The following is a 19161-nucleotide window of genomic DNA, read 5'->3' on the forward strand; positions in this document are numbered from 1 at the left end:
TGAGCGACATCCTTGTCGCGTCGCAAGCGCGCGCCAAAGATACGGACGATCGGCCGCATCGGACTCGAAGCCTGCTCTCCCAGGTGCTCGACGCGGAAGGTCTCTTGATGACGCCGCGCTCTGTTATGGTCCGAGCGATGGCGCAGACCGATCAGCAAGGCATGATGGCCGAGGAAACCGACAGGCTCAGGGTCCTGGTCGGTCGCATCCTGCCGCTGCACTGGGCCGCCTGCGCCAACGGCACGGTGCTGCGGGATGGGCCGCCACCGGCCGATCTCGGCTCGCCGCCGGTGCGGCGCCTGATGGCCGATCCGCGCATCCGCTACATGACCGGGCGCGACCGCCATGCCCGGTTCTGGCTGCGCGAGCAGGCCTATGTGCTGCTGCTCACCGCCATCGCATTGCGCTCCTCCTGGCTGAACGGGGCGCCGCTACCGGTAGCGCAGAAGGAGCTGCCCGGCCTGTCCGGGCTGTCGGAGCGCATGGTGCGCAACACGCTGCAGCGCGCCATCGCCACCGGCGACCTCGTCCGGAGGAAGCCGGCGCCCGGGATGCGTGGGCTGCTGCTCGACCTCGCGCCAGGGGTCGTCGCCGCCATCGAGGCGCGCAACGCCGGCTATCTCGCGGCGGTGGCGGAGGCGATCGGGCGGCCCGTGCCCGAGCTGCCGCCGGCGGCCAAGCCCGCCTTCGAACGGCTGCGCTGCCGGATGCTGCTGGCCTCCTACGGGCCGCCGGGCACGCCGCCCGATCCGCTCTTCCTGCGCCGCAGCTTCGCCTATCTCGTGCTCGATGCGCTGCTCGATGGATCGAAGCACCGGGCCGCGGTGGTGGCGGCGGCGGCGGGGCGCACCGGGGTGACAGCCATGACCATCCGCAACACCCTGGCACGGGCCGAGCGCACCGGCTGGATCGCTCGGGGGAAGACCGTCGCGGCCACGCCGATGGCGCGCGAACGGGTCGGGCGCATGGCCTCGGCGATGATGCTGCGCTGGGAACTGGCGCTCGATGTGATGGCGCTGCTGGTCCGCGAGCCCGGGCTTGCCGCGCGGCTCGACGCGGCCTGCGCGGCCGCGTGGCCCGCCGGGTCCGTCTGACACCGTCACGCAAAAAAGTGCCGCCACGCGCGGTTGCATGCTGCGCGCTGCGTCGCGCCGGATAGGATTGAACGCGTTCTCGCAATCCTGCAGGCCGCGCGCATCGGCCAGCGCGAAAGGTGTCCGATGTCGAAGAAGCTCACGCCTGCCGTCGCCGCTGTCCTCGTGGGGCTGTTCGCGACGGAAAGCGCCCTGTCCTGCACGCGCGTCCTCTGGGCGTCCACCGACAACCAGGTCTTCGTCGGACGGACGCAGGACTGGACCGAGCGCGCCAACTCGGCCTTTCGCGTCTTTCCGCGCGGCATCGAGCGCACCGGCGCGGTGGCGGAGAACCCCCACAGGTGGACCTCCCGCTACGGCAGCGTGGTCCTGACGGCCTATGACAGCGGCACGCATGAGGGGGTGAACGAGCGGGGCCTCGCCGGCCACGCCCTGTACCTGGCCGTCGAGGCCGCGTTCGGGGAGCGCGACACCAAGCGCGAGGCGATCGGCGTCATGCAATGGGTCCAGTACTACCTGGACAACTTCGCAACCGTCGCCGAGGCCGTCGAGGCGCAGCGGTCCTTCACTTTCCAGATCGAGCCGCTGATCCTGCCGAATGGCTACCCGACCCTGGTGCACCTGGCGCTATCCGACCGGACCGGCGATTCCGCCGTGATCGAATACATCAATGGCGAGGCGCGGATCTACCACGACCGCCGCCACACGGTCATGACCAACGAGCCGACCTTCGACAAGCAGATCGAGAACCTGCGGCAGTATCGCACCTTCGGCGGGGACCTGCCCCTGCCCGGCGAGCGCACGCCGACCGACCGCTTCGTCCGCGCCGCCTACTATGCCAACGGCCTGCCGCAGCCGACGAGCCGCGCGGAGGGCGCGGCGTTCATGTTCAGCGTGATCCGGAACGTGTCGGTGCCCTTCGGACTGGGCGACCCCGACAGGCCGAACGTCGCCAGCACCATCTTCCGCACCGTGATCGACCTGACCGGCGGGCGTTACTTCTTCGAGAGCACCTACGCGCCCAACGTGGTCTGGATCGATTTCGACAGGATCGACTTCAGCAAGGGACGGCCGGAGATGGAGCTGCAGGTCGAGCGAAGGATCTTCACCCTCGCCGGCGACGTGAGCGGCCAGCTTCAGGCGGCGACGCCGTTCGTCTTCGGCATGAACCGCCGCTGAAGGCCCAGAGCGGCTTTTCGCCGCGAAGCCGCTCTGGACCGCCGAACGCGGCCTCTGCGTGGCACAGCGTCAGGACGCTGCCTCTGCCGCGTGCCGTCTTTCACCCGGCTGAATGCGTTGATGACGTGATTCTCCCGGCGCCTTCATGGGCGCGAGCGCCGACCTTCAGTTGGGAAGATGGACCCTGAGGTCAGGCGGCAACCGCCCCTGTCAGCCCCGCCGCGAAGGATGGAAGCAGAGACGGGCGCCGTAACGATCCGCCAGCTCGCCCCGCCGGCTCCGATCACGAGCGAGCCGTCGCCTGCGGACTCACAGTCCGCGCGGTTTCGGGCCGAGACGATCAGTGAGATCTTCGGGATGGCGCGATACCTGCTCACGAACGGCACGCTTCCTGTCAGCGTCGCCGCGTCTCACCGCGACGACACGGGACACGTCCCCGGAGAGCGCGCGCGGGGTTGCCATGCGCGCAGCGATCACAGGATGGTGCCGTCCTGCGCGACGAGGCGGCCTCGGAAGAACACCAGGCGCCGTGGCGGATGCTGGCCAATCGCCTCGCCAATGGTCTCGGCCGGGATGGTGAAGAAACTCGCCTCCTTGCCAACGGCGATTCCGTGGCCGGCGATGCCGAGCACCTCTGCGCCGACGGAGGAGCACATGGCGAACAACTGCTCCAGCAGGGTGTCGTGACGGACATCGACGCGCCAGCCGATGATCGCCGCGCGCTCCAGCATGTCGCCGTTGCCGTAGGGGCTCCAGGTGTCGCGCACATCGTCATTGCCGCAGAACACACGCACGCCAGCACCAGCGAGCGCAAAGAGCGGCGGCAGCGTGGCGCCGCCAGCGCCATGGCTCGCCAACGCAACGCCGGCTTCTGCCATCAGCTCGGCTGCTGCCTTCTGCTTGCTCTCAGCGACGCCGCCGAGGCAGAAGCCGTGGCTGATCGTCACCTTTCCCTGCATGCCAAGCGCGCGCGTACGAGCGCAGATCTCCTGCACGGCGTAGAGGCCGAGTTCGCCCGGCTCGTGCAGATGGATATCGATGCCGACCCCATGTCGCTCGGCGATGCCGAAGATGGTGTCGAGCTGGCCGCGCGCGTCGCGGTCAACCTCGGATGGATCGATGCCGCCGACCAGGTCGGCGCCGGCGCGGATCGCATCATCGAGCAGTGCGGCGACACCAGGGACGCGCATCACGCCGGCCTGCGGAAAAGCCACGATCTGGATGCTGGCGAGATGCGCGTGCGCCTCCCGCGCCGCCAGCACGCCTTCGAGGGCACTCAGCTTGAAGGCGGGGGTGATGTCAGCATGAGTCCGAATATGGCCGGTGCCATGGGCCACGCAGCGGTGGATCAGCGCGCCCGCACGCGCGGCCGTCGGCAGCGGCAGGGCCGGCAGCGTCTCCTGGTCGGTTTCGATGCGGCTCATGCGGAAGGGCTGCGCGCGATGCGGCATCCAGGGCAAGCCGAACAGCGTCTTGTCGAGGTGCATGTGCCCGTCGGTCAGTGCGGGCAGCACGAGATCGCCGCCGAGATCATGGACCGTACCGGCCTGGGGCATGGGGCCATCCGGGGGAATGATGGCGGCGATGCGCGTGCCCTCGATGGCAATTGCCATGCCCTGTCGGCCGTCAGGCAGGCGGACATTGTTGAGCAGGATGTCGGCGGCGGTCATTGCACGAACTCCGCGGTAGAACCGATTGCGAAACGCTGAGTGTCGCCCAGGCTTCCGGAGCCCGGCAAGGTGATGCACGCAGGACGTCGCTCGGACATGCGCCCTGTTCGCCCAAGCCGGACAGCGTACGAGCCGACAAGGGTCCAACGGCCGACCCTACGAAAAGAGCAGCTGGTCACCACGCAGCCTGTGACGGTAGTCCCCCCGGCAGCCGAGCGGCGTCGATCTGGGCACGAGCGCGAACGAGTTCACCAACCGCGTCGTCGGCCGCGCCTGTGCCGAGTACCTGGCCAGCGCAGACCTCCCCTCCCCCGTCCAAAGCGATGACACCATCCCCCACGTCCACCGACAACACGAGCGTCGCCTTTGTGCTGAACCGAGATTTTCGGTTCAAGAAGCGTGGGCGTGGACGGCGCGCTATGGCAGCGCCTGAAATCCCCCCCCCCCCGAGCCGTCACTATCGGCGCGGGTGAACAAGTTTCGCGTGGCCTCTGTAGCCCTGCCGGCCCGTGTGTTGACGACAGCCGCACTCAGAATGGCGCGACAGAAGAAATAAAATCGATTCCGTTTTGAACATCCCGTTGCATGGCAATCCGAGCGGCCACGGGATCCCGCGCTCGCAGCGCTGCAATTACCGCCTCATGAAGGCCACGCTTCTTTACGACGCCGCGCTCCCGGTAGAGGCTCAGCAGCGGGCCAGACTGAAGCCACAGGCTCTCAATGATTGGCAACAAAACGTGTGGGCGGCCGCCGCGATAGATGGCGAAGTGAAATTCGTGGTTGCGCACCACGTAGGCCTGCCACTTCGTCGGATCCAATGCGATCTCGTTCATTTCGTCACAGGCGATTTCGAGTGCATCCAGCTCGGACGATGTGATCGTCGGAGCTGCGATCTCCGTCGCCATACCTTCCATGTGCAGGCGAACACGACCAAGTTCCGCGTATTTCTCCCGCGTTATGGCTGGGATCTGCACGCCGCGTTTGGGAAGAATCTCCACGGCCCGCTCGGCCGCAAGACGCCGCAGGGCCTCGCGAACAGGCATCACGCTGGTGCCGAGCACCTGGGAAATCTGATTGAGGCTCAGTGTCTGCCCCGGAGCGTATAGCCCCGCCATGATGGCGCGCCGGACCTCCTGGTAAACGCGGTCGTGCAGCGTTGCCGTATCGACCCGCTGTAACACTGGTTGAATCGTCCCATCCATTGTGAAGCGAACCCTGATTCGAGTGGGCGGGCCTGCTCATACCATTTGCCAGCCGCCGGTACACCACCTGCCTTTGATGCTTGATCTTCGATCACAGCGAACCGTATGATCCTCGCGCACAGAAGTGCGCGCGAGGCAGGCCGGATCTTGCCGCGACGCATAACGATGGGAGGAGGAAGAAATGGTCATCACACGACGTGCCATTGGTGCGCTCGCTGCGAGCGCAGCCATCTTCAAGACAGGCGGCGCGAACGCGCAAGTGGCAGCGCCGCGGCGGCAGTTCCTATCACTGGCCACGTCGAGTGTCGGCGGCTCCTGGTATCCACTTGGCAGCGCGATGGCGACCGTGATCACGCGCCACTACCCGATGCTCAACGTGAATACCGAGGTCACCGGCGGCACGAACGACAACCTCAATCTCCTACGCAGCCGCCGCGTCGACCTCGCATTATCCACCACTGACCAGGCCTTCATGGCCATGAACGGGCGCGGCGCGTTCCAGGGCAATCCGGTGACGAGCTTTCAAGGCTTGATCGGCGGTCACATGATCATCTGGCACCTCTACACACTGCGGCGAAACAACATCACGTCGATTGCCGACCTCCGCGGCAAACGCGTGTCGCTCGGCGGCGCAGGTTCGATCGGCAACGAGATCGGCCAGATTGTGCTCGAGGCGCACGGCCTCAAGATGAACCAGGACTGGCGGCCGGAGTATCTGGGCCATGCGGACGGTACGGGCGCGCTGAAGGATGGGCGGGTCCACGCAGTCATCAACATCACCGCTGCCCCGACCGGTGCGATCACCGACATTACGAGCACCGACAGCGCAAATGTGGTGTTCATCAATCCGGATCCGAACGTGCTCGATCGTTTGCTTGAGCAGTACCCATACTGGTCCCGCGCGGTGTTGCCGGGCGGCGTCTATCGCGGGCACGACCGTGATCTTCCGGGCAGCTTCGGCGTCGCGACGATTCTCGTTGCCGGGGACCGTGTGGACGAGGCAACCACGTATGCGATTACAAAGGCCTTGCTCGAGAACCAGCGCGAGCTTTCGGCCGCACACGCACTCGGCCGTGAGTGGACTACCGAAACAGCAACCCGGGGTATCAAGGGCGTCATTCCGTTCCATCCTGGCGCGGAGCGGTACCTGAAGGAGAAAGGGCTGCTGTAGCCGGGGCCGGCAGCCGATGCGGGGCAGGCTTTTCGCAGTGAGCGTCGGGGCAATCGCCGCGACGTTCTCACTCTTTCATCTCTGGACGAGCTATGTCGGAACGCTGCCCACCCTGCAGCAGGCCTATGTTCATCTCGGCTTTGCGCTCGTCCTGATTTTCCTGACGAAGCCCTTGGTGAAGACGGAGGGCAGGCCCGGCGCCGCATGGCTCAGGTGGACGGTGGACGGAACGCTGATCGCGGCCTCCGCATTTGTCAGCGCCTATGCCGTCGTGAATTTCCTGGAGCTATCGCAGCGCGGAGCCGGCAATCCTTCCGAACTGAGCATCTGGCTTGGCGTCGTCGCAGTCCTGATCGTGATCGAGGCCACGAGACGTATGGTTGGCCTGGCGCTGCCGATCCTCGCCACTGTCTTTCTCGTGTACGCTTTCGTGGGTCCCTACATGCCGGGCCCCCTTGGACACCGCGGATACGATCTCGAGAGGGTGGCGGCAACGCTCTATGTCACCACCTCGGGCCTTGCGGGAACGCCACTGCAAGTCTCTGCGACATACGTCGCAATCTTCATCATCTTCGCCGCCTTCCTCGATGCATCGGGCGCGGGGAAGTTCTTCATCGAGTGGAGCTATGCCGGGCTGGGCTGGCTGCGTGGCGGGCCGGCGAAGGTCGCCGTCGTGGGCAGCGCGCTGATGGGCACAATCTCCGGGTCCGCCGTCGCCAACGTCGTCGCAACCGGCACCTTCACCATTCCCGTCATGAAGCGGGCAGGACTGAAGCCCGCCTTCGCGGGAGGCGTCGAAGCTGCCGCATCGTCAGGCGGGCAGATCATGCCGCCCGTCATGGGCGCAGCTGCCTTCATCATGGTCGAAATCCTCGGAGCGCCGTACACCACGATCATGGCGGCCGCGCTTCTGCCTGCGGTCCTCTACTTTGTCGCGATCCTCGCGATGGTCGACTTCGAGGTCGCCAAGCAGGGCATCAAGGGTTTGCCGCGATCGGCACTTCCAAGCGCCTGGGGCATCTTCAAGCAAGGCTGGCATCTGCTCGCTCCGCTGGCCCTGCTGATCTATCTGCTTGTTGTCATCGAGTACACGCCAATCACCTCAGCAGTCTACGGGATCGCTGCGATCTTCGCGGTGAGCTTCCTGCGCGGCGCGACGCGCATGAATCCACAACGGCTCTGGACGGCACTCCAAAGCGGGGGCACGGCGATGCTTGAAGTCGCCGCCGCCTGCGCCACGGCCGGCATCGTCATCGGCATACTGATGCTCACGGGCCTCGCCACACGGCTTTCCACGATCATGATCGGGTTGGCCGGCGGCAGCCTGTTTCTGCTGATGGTCATCACGATGGTCATCTCGCTGATTCTCGGGATGGGGCTGCCCACGTCCGCGGTCTATGTCGTGCTCGCGACGCTCGTCGTGCCTGCGATGGTTGAGATGGGCGTCGACCCGCTCGGCGCGCACATGTTCGTCTTCTATTTCGGCGTGCTGGCCAACGTCACACCGCCGGTGGCGATCGCTGCATATGCGGGAGCCGGGCTGGCTGGTTCCAACCCGACCGAAACGGGTGTCATCGCCTTCAAGATCGCGCTCGCGGGTTTCCTCCTCCCCTTTGTCTGGGTCTACAACCCCGCACTGCTGCTGCAGGGAGATGTTCTTGATATCGTGCTGGTAACGTTTTCCGCCCTCGTCGGCATTGTCGCGCTCGCGAGCGCGGTGCAGGGCTACCTGCCTGGAGGGCGCTCCCGCTGGTACCAGCGGCTCCTCATGGGCGCTGGGGCGCTGGCATTGATCAAGCCGGGCTTGGTGACTGATCTCCTGGGCTTCGGGCTGATCGGCATCGCGCTGCTATCCTGGTACGTCGGTCGTCGTGCCGCCGGCGTCGAAGCGACGGAACGAAGCACATGAGCCGTGCGAGCGAGTTCCCCGCGCACGGTTCCACGGAAGTCGACGTACTGGTCCTCGGCGGAGGCATCGCTGGCCATCGCGCCGCCGTAGCAGCGCGACAAGCGGGACGTAGCGTGGCGATCGCCTATCTCGCGCAGGGTGCGTCGCCATACATCATCGGCGCGAATGTACCACTCGGCGCCGCTGACCCGGCCGACGGCCCGGCCGTCTTCTTTGACGACATCGTGCGCGGCGGATACGGCCTGAACGATCGTCGCCTCGTCGAGGTCCTTGCAACGCAGGCCACTGTTGCCTTTGCGGAGCTGTCTGCGCTCGGGGTGCCCTTCGCGCGTGAGGGAGACCGTGTGTTGCAGCGTCATCTCTCGGGCAACACCTATCCACGCTCCGTGTACGTACCGGAGGGCACGGGACGCGCCATCCTCGACAAATTGCGCGCGCACGTCAGTGAGATCGGGGTTGCGGTCCATGCAGGATGGAAGGCACTCGCACTGTTGAAGGACAGTGATGACGTCGTCGGCGCATTGCTTGCGAAGCGTCACGGAAGTGAACTGCTGACCATCAGGGCGCGCGCGACCGTTCTCGCAATGGGCGGGATCGGGCAGATCTACGACGACAGCACCTATCCGACCGATGTCGCCTCCGACGCCTATGCGCTCGCCTTCGAAGCAGGTGCATCCCTCATCGACATGGAGTTCGTCCAGTTCGAACCCGTGGTCACGGTCTGGCCGGACGAGTGCCGCGGCCTCGAGATGCCAACCGCCATGCTCGGCGACGGCGCCCGCCTGCTGAACGCAGAGGGCGAGCGTTTCATGTTTCGCTACAATCCCGAGCATGGCGAAAAGCGTCTCGAGAAGGCGCGACTCTCGCTCTGCATCCAGCGCGAGATCGATGAGGGTCGTGGCCTCTCGGACGGCTCGGTGCTTTTCGATACGACCTCGGTGCCGCGCGATCGACTCGAGAGCTATGTATCGCACTGCAAGCGCCTGCGTGCAGCAGGGCTAGAACCGTCAATCCAAGGGCCGCATGTGCGGCCGGCCGCACACAGCCAGATGGGGGGAGTCCTCATCGACGACCGCGGCTGGTCCGGGGTTCCTGGGCTTTATGCCGGGGGCGAAGCTGCTGGTGGCTTGCACGGGGCCAGCCGGCTGGCTGGCAACGGCGGCAGCGACACGATCGTCTTTGGCGCTGTCGCAGGGCGTGGCGCCGCGGATGGTCTCCTTGATGCGACGTCGCGTGACTGGCGTCGGATCGAAGCGACAGCACTCGCGCCGCTGCGCCGCGCGTTGGGCGGCACGACGAGCGGTGTCGTGCCGAAGTCGGTAAAGGACCGCATCCGACGGATCATGCCGGCGGCCGCCGGGCTCTATCGCGACGACGGTGGGCTTCGTACTGGTCTCGACGAGCTGCGCAGCCTGCAACGCGAAATCGACGGCGGGCTGGAGGCGTCAGACCTCGCGTCGGCCATCGCTGCGGGCGAGGCTGCGAACATGGCGTTGGTTTCCCGCATCGTGCTGCGCGCCGCGCTTGGCCGCGAGGAGAGCCGGGGGGCGCATCAGCGACGCGACTTCCCGAGCCAGGATGACGCGAGGTGGACGAAGCACCTCGCCTGGCACTGCGGATCGGGCGACGAGGAAGTGATGAGCTTCGTCCCGGTCCGATGAATCACCACGAACGCGATCAGCGGAGAGACACATGGAGAAGGCGCTCAGCGGCATCCGAGTTCTCGACTTCACGCGGCTCTACGCGGGGCCGTTCTGCACGATGCTGCTCGGCGACCTCGGCGCAGACGTGGTGAAGGTCGAGGCACCTGGCGGTGACCCGATCCGGCACCAGGGACCACCGTTCCATGGCGGTCACAGCATGAGTTACCTCGCCGTCAATCGGAACAAGCGCTCGATCGTGCTGGACATGAAGTCCGCGGAAGGTCGCGCCACAGCCCATCGCCTCGCACTGCGTGCCGACGTCATCGTCGAGAATTTCCGTCCTGACGTCATGCCGCGCCTCGGTCTCGGCTACGAGGAACTAGCAGCGCGCAATCCTGGCTTGGTCTACGCGGCGATGTCCGGTCTCGGCGCCGACGGCCCAGACCGAGACAAGGGTGCCTTCGACCTGACGATCCAGGCAGAAGGCGGATACATGAGCATTACCGGCGAGCGCGACGGCGCTCCGATCAAGCTCGGCACCTCCGCCTTCGATCTCATCTGCGGCCAGTATGCGATGGGAGCGATTGTAACCGCGCTGTTTGCACGCGCCCGAACGGGCAAGGGCCAGCGCGTCGAAACCAGCCTGCTTGAGGGACAGGTGAGCTTTCTTGTCGACGCGGCAATGGAGTGGCTGATCGGCGGCACCGTGCGCGGCAAGTGGGGCTCGGAGCATGCCGCACAGGTGCCCTACAAGGCGTTCCAGACCAGCGACGGTTGGCTCGTGATCGCCGCCGGCATGCAGAAACTGTTCGAGGCGTTCCTGCAGGTCATCGGACGGACGGACCTGCTGGCCGACGTGCGCTTCGCCACGCTCGCCGCCCGCGTCGCGAACCGCGATGCAGTCCACGATGTGCTCGACGCTGAGGTGCGCCGGCATCAGACGGCAGCGCTGCACGCGGCGCTCGAGCACGCCAATGTTCCCTGCGCGCTCGTCAATGATATCCGCAGTGTCTTCGAGCACAGGCAGGTGCTTCATCGAGGCATGCGTCAGGAGGTCCAGCATCCGGGCTATGGCCGCATTTCGATGGTTGGGCCGGCAGTCAAGTACAGCGGCTTCGATGTCGCCGCGGACTGGCGCGCGCCACCGAACCTTGGCGAGGACCAGGACGCGGTGCTGCGCGACTGGCTGACGGATGCAGCACATGCAGCGTGATCAGGATGGGCCGATGGCCGACTCTGCCGTGGAAGGCGTCCGGATCGGCGCCTCCGCCCGCTTCACAAAGACGGTGTCGGAATCCGACGTCTACCTTTACGCGGGCATAACGGGCGATTTCTCGCCCAACCACATCGACGAGCAGTACATGCAGGGCGGCAGGTACGGGCGACGCATCGCACACGGCACGCTGCTGATGGGATTCATGTCGGCCGCCTCGGCACGGCTGTATCTCGGCCGTACGGTCTCGCTCGGCTACGATCGTGTCCGCTTTCCCGCACCCGTCTTTTTCGGCGACACCATCACGACCGAGTACACCGTGCGCGAGTACGATGCTGACAAGAAACGGGTCATCGCTGAGGTGCGCTGCACCAACCAGAGTGACCAAGTGGTCGGTGCAGCGCTCAACATCCGCGCCTTCGTAGGCTGACGTTACCGGGAGCTCCCATGTCCATCCTTCTCTACGAGGAGCGCGACGGGGTCGCGCTGCTGACGCTGAACCGCCCCGAGGCGATGAACGCGATTTCGAGCGAACTGGCCGACGCGATGGCAGTCCAGCTGGAAGCGATCGCACAGAAGCGCGACATCCGTGCGGTGATCGTGACCGGGGCGGGCGAGAAGGCGTTCTCGGCCGGAACCGACCTCAAGGAGCGACGCGGGCTGGACGCGGACGGCAAGTGGGCACAGCGGACGCGGGGCTGGCGAGTCAACCGCATGCTGCATGAGCTGCCGCAGCCCGTGATCGCTGCCGTGCACGGCTGGTGCCTCGGTGGTGGCTTCGAGCTGGCGTTGTTCTGTGACCTGCGTATCGCGGCGGAGGATGCGGTGTTTGCATTCCCCGAGATGACGCTCGGCGCCTACCCCGGCTCCGGCGCCGCAATCGCGTTGCCGCGACTGATCGGACGCGCACGGGCCAAGGAGCTGTTCTTCACCGCCCGCCGTGTTGCTGCGAGGGAAGCGCTGTTGCTTGGCATCGTCGAATGGGTGGTGCCGCGCGATGCGCTGCTGGCGAAGGCCTGGGAGGTAACGGAGCAGGTGAAGTCGACCAGCCCCTTGGGCGTTTCAGCGGTCAAGCGAATGGTGAACGAGGGAGCCGATCTGGAATTCGAAGCAGCGTCGGACCTCAACGATCGTCTCCGGCGGCCACTTGAAGCGACCAAGGACTATGCGGAGGGAATCCAGGCCTTCTTCGAGCGGCGCAAACCCATTTTCCGGGGAGAGTAGCCATGGACTTCAGTCTCACGGAGGAGCAGCGCGTCGGCGTCGACGGCTGGAGCCGCTTTGTCCAGAAGCACATCAAGCCGATCACCGACCAGCACCGCGATGCCCTGATCCCCGCGCCCGTGCTGAAGCGTCTGCTCGGAATGACGGCCGCCTATGGTGTCGGCTGCGGCTGGGTGCCGGAGGATGGCGGCGGCCTTGGGCTGGACTTCCTGACCAGCGGCCTTCTCTACGAGGAGTTGTCACGCGTCTCGGCCGACCTCGCCGGCGCGGCGTTCGTCAACGAAGGGGCCGCGCTGAAAGTCTATAATGCCGGGTCGCCCGCGATCAGGGAGCGCTACCTCGCACCAACGCTGCGCGGGGAACTGATCGGCTGCTCGGCGATCAGCGAACCCAATGCCGGCTCCAATGTGCGCGCGATGCGCACACGGGCTGTTCGCGACGGGGACCGCTTCCGCATAACCGGCGAGAAGATGTGGATCTCCAACAGTTCGGTCGCCGACTACGTGACCTTGGTCGCAGCGACCGGCGAGCAGGAGTTCACCATGTTCCTCGTCGACCGTCAGGAGCATGGCTTTGAAACGCGCGAGGCCGAGAAGCTCGGCTTGAACGGCTGGTCGCTCGGCCAGGTGATCCTGCAGGACGTCATCGTTCCGGCAGAGAACGTGATGGGAGGCGTCGGCCAGGGGCTGCGCGAAACCATGAAGGGCTTCGAGCGCTCGCGCTGCTTCATTTCGCTGCTCGGCCTCGGCATGGCGAAGGCAAGCCTGGATGCCAGCATCGACTATGCGAAGCAGCGCGAGAGCTTCGGCAAACCGATCGCGGGCCACCAGCTCATCCAGCAACTGATTGCCGAGATGGCTACCGAGCTCGAGGCGGCGCGATTGATGGTCTATCGGGCGCTGAGCATCCTGAACTCCGGTACGCGCTCCAACATCGAGGCGGCCATGGCAAAGGCCTTCGCGACCGAGGCCGCCGTCCGCATTGCCTCCAAGGCGATCGAGGTGCACGGCGCCTTCGGGATCAGCCGCGAGTTTCCGGTCGAACGAAACTTCAGAAGCACGCGCATGCTGACCATTCCCGACGGAACGACGCAGATCAACAACCTGATCATCGGCCGCATCCTGCTCGGAACTGATGCTTTTGCATGAAGGCGGGGCGCAGTCCGGCAACCGAGGGGGGCACATGACGCGGGCCAACCGCACCAGCAAGCTCGCGGAGTTCGTTGCCGGATTCCGCTGGGAAGACCTACCGGAGGCCGTTCGCGGCAAGACCGTCGAACTCGTGCACGATGGTGCCGGCGCACTCGTTGCTGCGGCGAACCCAACCTTCTCGACAGGGCGCCTGATCGCTGCCTTCGTGCGGAACCAGGGCGGGGCCGAGCAGGCAACCGTCGTTGGGCACGGCTTCCGGACGTCGACGGTCATGGCGGCGCTCGCGAACGGAACGATGGGCTACGCGTGTGACGTGGAGCCGCACCATCCAGAGGGCATCCTGCATCCGATCGCCGTGATGGTTCCGACGGCCCTGGCAGTCGGGGAGTACAGCCGCGCGACGGGAGCTCGATTCCTCGCCGCGGTCGCGCTCGGCCTCGAAGTCGAATACCGTGTCTCGATCGCGCTCGGACCGGCGGAGCAGTATGCGCTCGGCTTCCACCCTTCCGCGATCTGCGGCACGTTCGGTGCGGCCGCCGCGGCCTCCTTCCTGCTCCAGCTGCCGGCCGAAGCGGTCGGTCGCGCCTTCGGCCTGGCGGCCTGCCAGGCATCAGGCCTGATGGCTTGGGAAAGCGACCCGACCGAGAATGCCCGCCCCTTCCAGATGGGGCTGGCGGCGCGCAATGGCGTGACTGCGGCGCTGCTCGCGCAGTCCGGCTTCGGTGCGCCCGCGGACATCTTCGACGAAGGGCACACGGTCTTCCGCGCCTATAGCCGCGCCGCCTCCCCGGAGCGCCTTGTCGAAGACCTCGGAAAGCACTGGAGCGGCATTACGGAGATGGCGATCAAGCCGTACTCCTGCGTGTCGTTCCTCCACCCTGGCCTGGATGCGTTACTCGGCCTGGTCGCTGAGAACGATCTGCGCCCAGAGAGCATCGAAGGCATCAGGCTTCGCTTCCCAAAGGCGGGCATCCACTGCGTCGACGACAACCCGCTGAAGAGCCACTGCGCGCAGTACATCCTGCCGGTAGCCGTCGCGAACCGTCAGCTGAAGGTCGCCGACATCTTCATTGACCGCCGCATTGGGAATCCCGCGCTTGCGGCGCTCTGCAGGAAGGTCACCGTCGAGAGCGATCCTGAGCTCGACCGCTTGTTTCCCGAATTCTACGCGTCGATCGTGGAGGTCAGGACTACATCCGGAGATCTCCTGACACGGCGCAACGACATAGCCCGCGGCTATCCCGAATCACCGCTCTCGCCGCACGAGCTACAGGAGAAATTCGTCACCCTAGCCGGGTCGGTCATGGAGGCCAGGGCCGTGGTGCAACTCGACGGTGCGCTGCGCACGCTCGCCGGCGCCCCCGATCTCGTCGAGCTGGCGCACCTGCTTGGGACCCCGGCGAGGCAGGCAACCCCATGAGGGTCGGGCTCGCCGGCTTCGGCAATGTCGGCAAACAGGTCGCGGAGCGACTGAGCGCCGGCTGCCTGGACGGCGTTCGGCTGACCGCCGTGACGGCGCGCGACCTCGAGCGTGCCGCCAGATCCGCCGCGTCGTTGACACCCGAGCCGGCCGTGGTGCCGCTTGCGGCGCTACCGGCTCTCTGCGACATCGTCGTCGAGTGCGCGACTGCGGACAGTTTCCCGGAGATCGCTCGTACCGTGCTCCACGCCGGCCTGATGCTCGTCTGCGTCAGCGCTGGGGGCGTGCCCAACTGCCCGGAACTGGTAGACCTTGCGCGAAAGCACGGGGGGCGCGTGCGGATCGCCTCTGGCGCGATGCCGGGGCTGGACATCATCCGCTCGGCTGCCGAGGGTACAATCCATCGGGTGCATCTGGCATCACGCATCCGGCCTGACTCGCTTGCCCACGAGCCCTACGTTCTCGCAGCCGGCCACGACTTCTCGGCACGCCCACCCGTCTCGCCGGTGCTGGTCTTCGAGGGCACCGCCGGCGAGGCCGCGGCGCACTTCCCACGCCACTTCAATGTTGCAGTGTCGCTCAGCATCGCCGGGATCGGCTTCGAGAGAACGTCGGTAGAGATCTGGGCCGATCCACAGCTGCAAGGAACTGTCCACTGTGTTGAGCTTGACGCCGAGGAGGTCGGCCTCACCATGACGAGCCGGAACCGCCCCTCGGCGAACCCGCGAACCTCCCGCATCGTTGCGCCGAGCATCATCGCGGCGCTCCGATCGTTGGTGGCCCCCGTCATCGCGGGCTCGTAACGCGCGCCGCGGGACCGCCTCCACCCGCGTCGACGAAAATCCGCTCTGTGCCACTCCGTTCTCTCCGAAGCTGGTGACTGAGACGATCCGGTACATTGGAAAAAAGGCGCTGCCAAAACAGCAACGCGCAGCGAAGCCGATTCGCGAATTCGATGGTCATATTGGATGAGTGGGTGCCACTGGATGGAGCACGCTTGGGCGGGGGCGCGATCAACGCGGCAAACGCGCGCTGCGGCGATCCGGAGCGGCGCCTTGTGCTCGTGCTCAGCGGCATGGACGGGGCGCCGCTCGCAGCTGATGCGGTCGCCGGGGATGCGGTCGGTGCGGAAGCGCCCGTGACGCGTCGAACAGGTGGACGGCTTCGGCGGCAACCGACAGCCTCAGACGGTCGCCCTGCGTTACCGGCCGGCGGCCTCGCAACACCGGCGACAGGCGCCGCCCGCCCGCGCCACCACCGCCTGCTCCGAGCCCATCTGCGCCACCGCGTCGATGATCACCTCCGGGTCGTTGGTCGACGACGAGGCCGCGACGTCCTCGGGACGGATGCCCACCGGCACCGGCCGGCCAGCTTCGATCGCCGCAGGCCGGTCAAGCCGCAGTGTATGAGCCCCCTCGATCTCCACCGCCAGCGAGCCGCTGCGTCGACGCCGCAATCGACAGTTCGACAGGAAGTGTCAGTGTGCGGGGCTCGTGCTCCCTGTCTCCCGCGCGCAGTCGGGTCACCAGAAGGCGCATCGCCATTGCGCCCTGCTCCTGCATCGGGCGGCGGATCGTGGAGATCCGCGGAGAAATGACGCCCTCGCAGGGTAGCTGATCGAAGCACAGCAGCGACAGGTTGTCGGGCACCTTGATCCCAAGGTGGCCGATCGCCCGCAACGCACCCATGGACATCATGTTGTTGATGACGAACAGGGCCGACGGACGGTCGGCGGCGCTCAGGATGTTCAGGGCTGCCTGATAACCGCCATCCTCGCGGAAGTTGCCGCGCTCGATGAAGCGCTCGGGCACGACAAAGCGTGCTGCCGCGAAGGTTTCCAGAAAGCCTCGCTCGCGCGCGCTGGACTGCGACGCCGTCAACGGCCCGGTGATGATCGCCACGTCGCGATGCCCGAGATCGAGAAGGTGTTGCGCGGCCAGCGTGCCACCACGGAAGTTGTCGATGGTGACCGTGTCGAAGCGCCGAGGCCCGAGCGTCTCCCGGTCCATCAACACCAACGGTATGGCGCTCGGCGCTTCGAACAGCGCTGTGCTCGAACGTTCCGATGCCGGTACGAGTATGACCCCGTCGACGCGGCCCACAATGTCGCGCAGCACGGCTTTCTCTAGCTCGATGTCCTCGTCCGTGTTGCACAGCACGAGACGCAGCCCGTTCTCGCGGCCCACCTCCTCCGCGCCGGCGACTGTCGCGGCGTAGTAGGGGTTCTGGATGTCGGGCACGATCATTGCGATGACCTGCGTGCTGCCCTTGCGCAGGTTCCGCGCGCTGGCACTCGCCCGAAAGCCGAGTTCCTCGATGGCCCTCTCGATCGCTTCCGACTGCCGAACGCTGTGTCCGTTGATGTGCCGCGACACTGTCGACGGCGCAACGCTCGCGGCACGCGCTACGTCATGGATCGTCGCCAAATCACCCTCCGAGAAAGTGAAACCGATTTGAGTTGATCAAGGCACAACCCCGCATACTGGTCGGCAACACATCGGCGGCCACCAGAATCGGGGTATGGGGAAACCGGCAGGGAATCAAGTGCCGGAACGGTCGGCGCCGTTACATCACCCCGTTTGCTCCTCAGCCGTTGATAGCGATAACCGGACCAGCGGGGGCGCCCGGATTCGAAGCGACCGGCAACAAAAGGTCGAGAAGCTAGGAAAAGCGGCACTTCCAGGCGCCAAGCTCTGGCGTTGGCTGCTGCGACCAGTCGGATCGAGGGGGCACGCGTGCAGGCAACACTTGCGAGACGGCGGCAGCCGGTTTCTCAGGCGCCCCCCGGAGGCGCGACCGTCATGGCGGCAGAACTGGGTCGAAGTAGGCGTTAGGCGCAGATTCTCCTCGACAGCGTCACTCAAATCGATTTCGGATTGGGTGGCGGAGAACCGATGCCTTCCCCCATAACGACAGGGAGACCGACATGCGACCGAAAGGGATTTCGAAAGCCGCGATGATGGCCGGGGCGCTGATCGCCGGCCTCGCATTCCAATCTTCGAGTTTCGCGCAGGGCACCACCGCGCGGCAGGTGACCCTCCGCTTCGCCACGACCGAAGACCCGACCAGGATGCAGCCGGTGATCGACGCCTTCACGGCGAAGAACCCCGGCGTCACCATCATCCATGAATCCATTCCGTTCGACGACTTCGACAACGTGCTGCAGGCCCGTATAGGCCAGCGCGACTCAAACCCCGATGTCTTCACGGCGGACATGCCGGCGGTCGCCGCCCTGGTGCGGCGAGGCTTCCTGACCGACCTCACCACCAGGGTGGGTGATGTCGCCGCGATGCATCTGCCCGCGAGCATGGAGGCCGTCACCGTCAACGGGCGCATCTTCGCACTGCCGGTCTCCACCTCGACGATGGTGATGTACTACAACGTCGATCGCCTGAGGGCTGCGGGGATCGACCTGCCCGGCCGTACGCCGAACGACCGCCTGACCTGGGAACAGGTCGTCGAGATGGGCCGCAAGGCTCAGGCGGCGGGTGCGCGCTGGGGCCTGCTCTGGGATCAGGTGAGCCGCATCTACCAGCAGCAGACGCTGGTGGAATCCCTCGGCGGCGGCAACGGCATCGATCCGCAGAACGAGCTCAGGCTGAACATCACGAACGACGCCTGGGTCCGCGGCTTCGAGTTCTACCGCGAGGCCTTTGCCTCCGGCCTGTCGCCGCGCGGCGTGCCTGGTCCGGGCCAGACGGCAGAGCTGTTCGCGTCAGGCGAGGTGGCCTTCTTCGCCGGCGGGCCCTGGTGGGTGCCGCGGCTGTTCGCCAACCGGCAGGGCCTGAACTATTCCTTCACGCCATACCCGTACTTCGCCGGCGGCACGCCCGTGACGCCCACCGGCTCCTGGGCGTGGGGTGTCAACCCGCACAGCCGGAACATGGACCTCGCGATCGAGTTCGTGAAGTTCGCCTCGCTCACGGAGGAGGGCGCGCTTGCAGCCGCTGCGCGCCAGCCGATCCCGCCCGCGAACGTGCAGGCGCTCAAGACCTACATCAACCAGGCGCTCTTCCAGACCGACAACCTCCGCGGCATCGGCCCGCTCATGGAGTATGAGCTGGCAAACACGGCCCGTATCCGGGCGCGCACCGTGGGCTGGATCCAGTTCCAGTCGATCCTGAACCGGACCATCGAGGACATCCGCAACGGCGCGCCCGTGCGGCCGGCCCTCCAATCCGCGGCCCAGCAGATCGAAGCGGCCTGGGCGCGCCTCCGCTAGCGTGTGAGAGGGGAACGCCAGCACGGACGAGTACGGCCGACGATGGTGAGGACGACAGCGACT

16 protein-coding genes are annotated in these 19161 nt (G+C 66.2%); 12 read left to right on the top strand and 4 right to left on the bottom strand.

All coding sequences use genetic code 11. The features are described 5' to 3' along the window. Positions 1–137: 137 nt before the first annotated feature. Together Q0C38_RS02240 and Q0C38_RS02245 are read left to right on the top strand one after the other, a co-directional pair. Complete coding sequence (locus Q0C38_RS02240; protein WP_291295425.1) at positions 138–1094, top strand: hypothetical protein; 957 nt, start codon at positions 138–140, stop codon at positions 1092–1094. Positions 1095–1127: 33 nt separating this feature from the next. Next, the gene (locus Q0C38_RS02245; protein ID WP_291295426.1) at positions 1128–2273 is read left to right on the top strand and encodes a linear amide C-N hydrolase; all 1146 of its coding nucleotides are present in this window, start codon (positions 1128–1130) and stop codon (positions 2271–2273) included. Between the two features lie 473 nt (positions 2274–2746). Here the strand turns inward: Q0C38_RS02245 and Q0C38_RS02250 are convergent, their stop codons facing one another. Together Q0C38_RS02250 and Q0C38_RS02255 are read right to left on the bottom strand one after the other, a co-directional pair. Then, entirely contained in the window at positions 2747–3943 is a 1197-nt protein-coding gene (locus tag Q0C38_RS02250) for an amidohydrolase (protein WP_291295427.1), read from the bottom strand. Between the two features lie 530 nt (positions 3944–4473). Continuing rightward, positions 4474–5145, bottom strand: coding sequence for a GntR family transcriptional regulator (locus Q0C38_RS02255; RefSeq protein WP_291295428.1), 672 nt, complete (start codon positions 5143–5145; stop codon positions 4474–4476). Between the two features lie 181 nt (positions 5146–5326). Between Q0C38_RS02255 and Q0C38_RS02260 the strand changes: the two genes are divergently transcribed. From Q0C38_RS02260 to Q0C38_RS02300, 9 genes are read left to right on the top strand one after another with little or no spacing between them, the layout of a single operon-like run. Further along, positions 5327–6316 carry a TAXI family TRAP transporter solute-binding subunit gene (locus tag Q0C38_RS02260; protein ID WP_291295429.1) on the top strand — a complete coding sequence of 330 codons (990 nt, stop codon included), beginning with the start codon at positions 5327–5329 and terminating at the stop codon, positions 6314–6316. A gap of 37 nt (positions 6317–6353) precedes the next feature. Further along, positions 6354–8225 carry a TRAP transporter permease gene (locus Q0C38_RS02265; protein WP_291295430.1) on the top strand — a complete coding sequence of 624 codons (1872 nt, stop codon included), beginning with the start codon at positions 6354–6356 and terminating at the stop codon, positions 8223–8225. Next, entirely contained in the window at positions 8222–9886 is a 1665-nt protein-coding gene (locus Q0C38_RS02270) for an FAD-binding protein (protein WP_291295431.1), read from the top strand. Before Q0C38_RS02265 ends, Q0C38_RS02270 begins: the two co-directional genes overlap by 4 nt. A gap of 31 nt (positions 9887–9917) precedes the next feature. Beyond that, complete coding sequence (locus tag Q0C38_RS02275; RefSeq protein ID WP_291295432.1) at positions 9918–11081, top strand: CaiB/BaiF CoA-transferase family protein; 1164 nt, start codon at positions 9918–9920, stop codon at positions 11079–11081. Positions 11082–11094: 13 nt separating this feature from the next. Further along, positions 11095–11511: a MaoC family dehydratase gene (locus tag Q0C38_RS02280; RefSeq protein WP_291295433.1), complete on the top strand. Its 417-nt coding sequence runs from the start codon at positions 11095–11097 to the stop codon at positions 11509–11511. Between the two features lie 17 nt (positions 11512–11528). Further along, the gene (locus Q0C38_RS02285; RefSeq protein ID WP_291295434.1) at positions 11529–12305 is read left to right on the top strand and encodes an enoyl-CoA hydratase/isomerase family protein; all 777 of its coding nucleotides are present in this window, start codon (positions 11529–11531) and stop codon (positions 12303–12305) included. A 2-nt stretch (positions 12306–12307) separates the two neighbouring features. Then, positions 12308–13453, top strand: coding sequence for an acyl-CoA dehydrogenase family protein (locus Q0C38_RS02290; RefSeq protein WP_291295435.1), 1146 nt, complete (start codon positions 12308–12310; stop codon positions 13451–13453). A gap of 34 nt (positions 13454–13487) precedes the next feature. Then, the gene (locus Q0C38_RS02295) at positions 13488–14876 is read left to right on the top strand and encodes an MmgE/PrpD family protein (protein ID WP_291295436.1); all 1389 of its coding nucleotides are present in this window, start codon (positions 13488–13490) and stop codon (positions 14874–14876) included. Beyond that, positions 14873–15679 (top strand): aspartate dehydrogenase domain-containing protein, encoded by an 807-nt coding sequence (locus tag Q0C38_RS02300; protein ID WP_291295437.1) that lies wholly within the window; start codon positions 14873–14875, stop codon positions 15677–15679. The genes Q0C38_RS02295 and Q0C38_RS02300 overlap by 4 nt, the downstream gene beginning before the upstream one ends. Before the next feature lie 398 nt (positions 15680–16077). Here the strand turns inward: Q0C38_RS02300 and Q0C38_RS02305 are convergent, their stop codons facing one another. Together Q0C38_RS02305 and Q0C38_RS02310 are read right to left on the bottom strand one after the other, a co-directional pair. Beyond that, on the bottom strand, positions 16078–16236 hold the full coding sequence (locus Q0C38_RS02305) for a hypothetical protein (protein ID WP_291295438.1): 159 nt from the start codon (positions 16234–16236) through the stop codon (positions 16078–16080). Between the two features lie 31 nt (positions 16237–16267). After that, positions 16268–17302 carry a LacI family DNA-binding transcriptional regulator gene (locus Q0C38_RS02310; protein WP_291295439.1) on the bottom strand — a complete coding sequence of 345 codons (1035 nt, stop codon included), beginning with the start codon at positions 17300–17302 and terminating at the stop codon, positions 16268–16270. A gap of 500 nt (positions 17303–17802) precedes the next feature. On the opposite strand from Q0C38_RS02310, the gene Q0C38_RS02315 reads away from it, so the two are divergent. After that, entirely contained in the window at positions 17803–19098 is a 1296-nt protein-coding gene (locus Q0C38_RS02315; protein ID WP_291295440.1) for an ABC transporter substrate-binding protein, read from the top strand. Positions 19099–19161: the final 63 nt, after the last annotated feature.

Source organism: Elioraea sp. (assembly GCF_022842375.1).
Lineage (GTDB): Bacteria > Pseudomonadota > Alphaproteobacteria > Acetobacterales > Acetobacteraceae > Elioraea_A.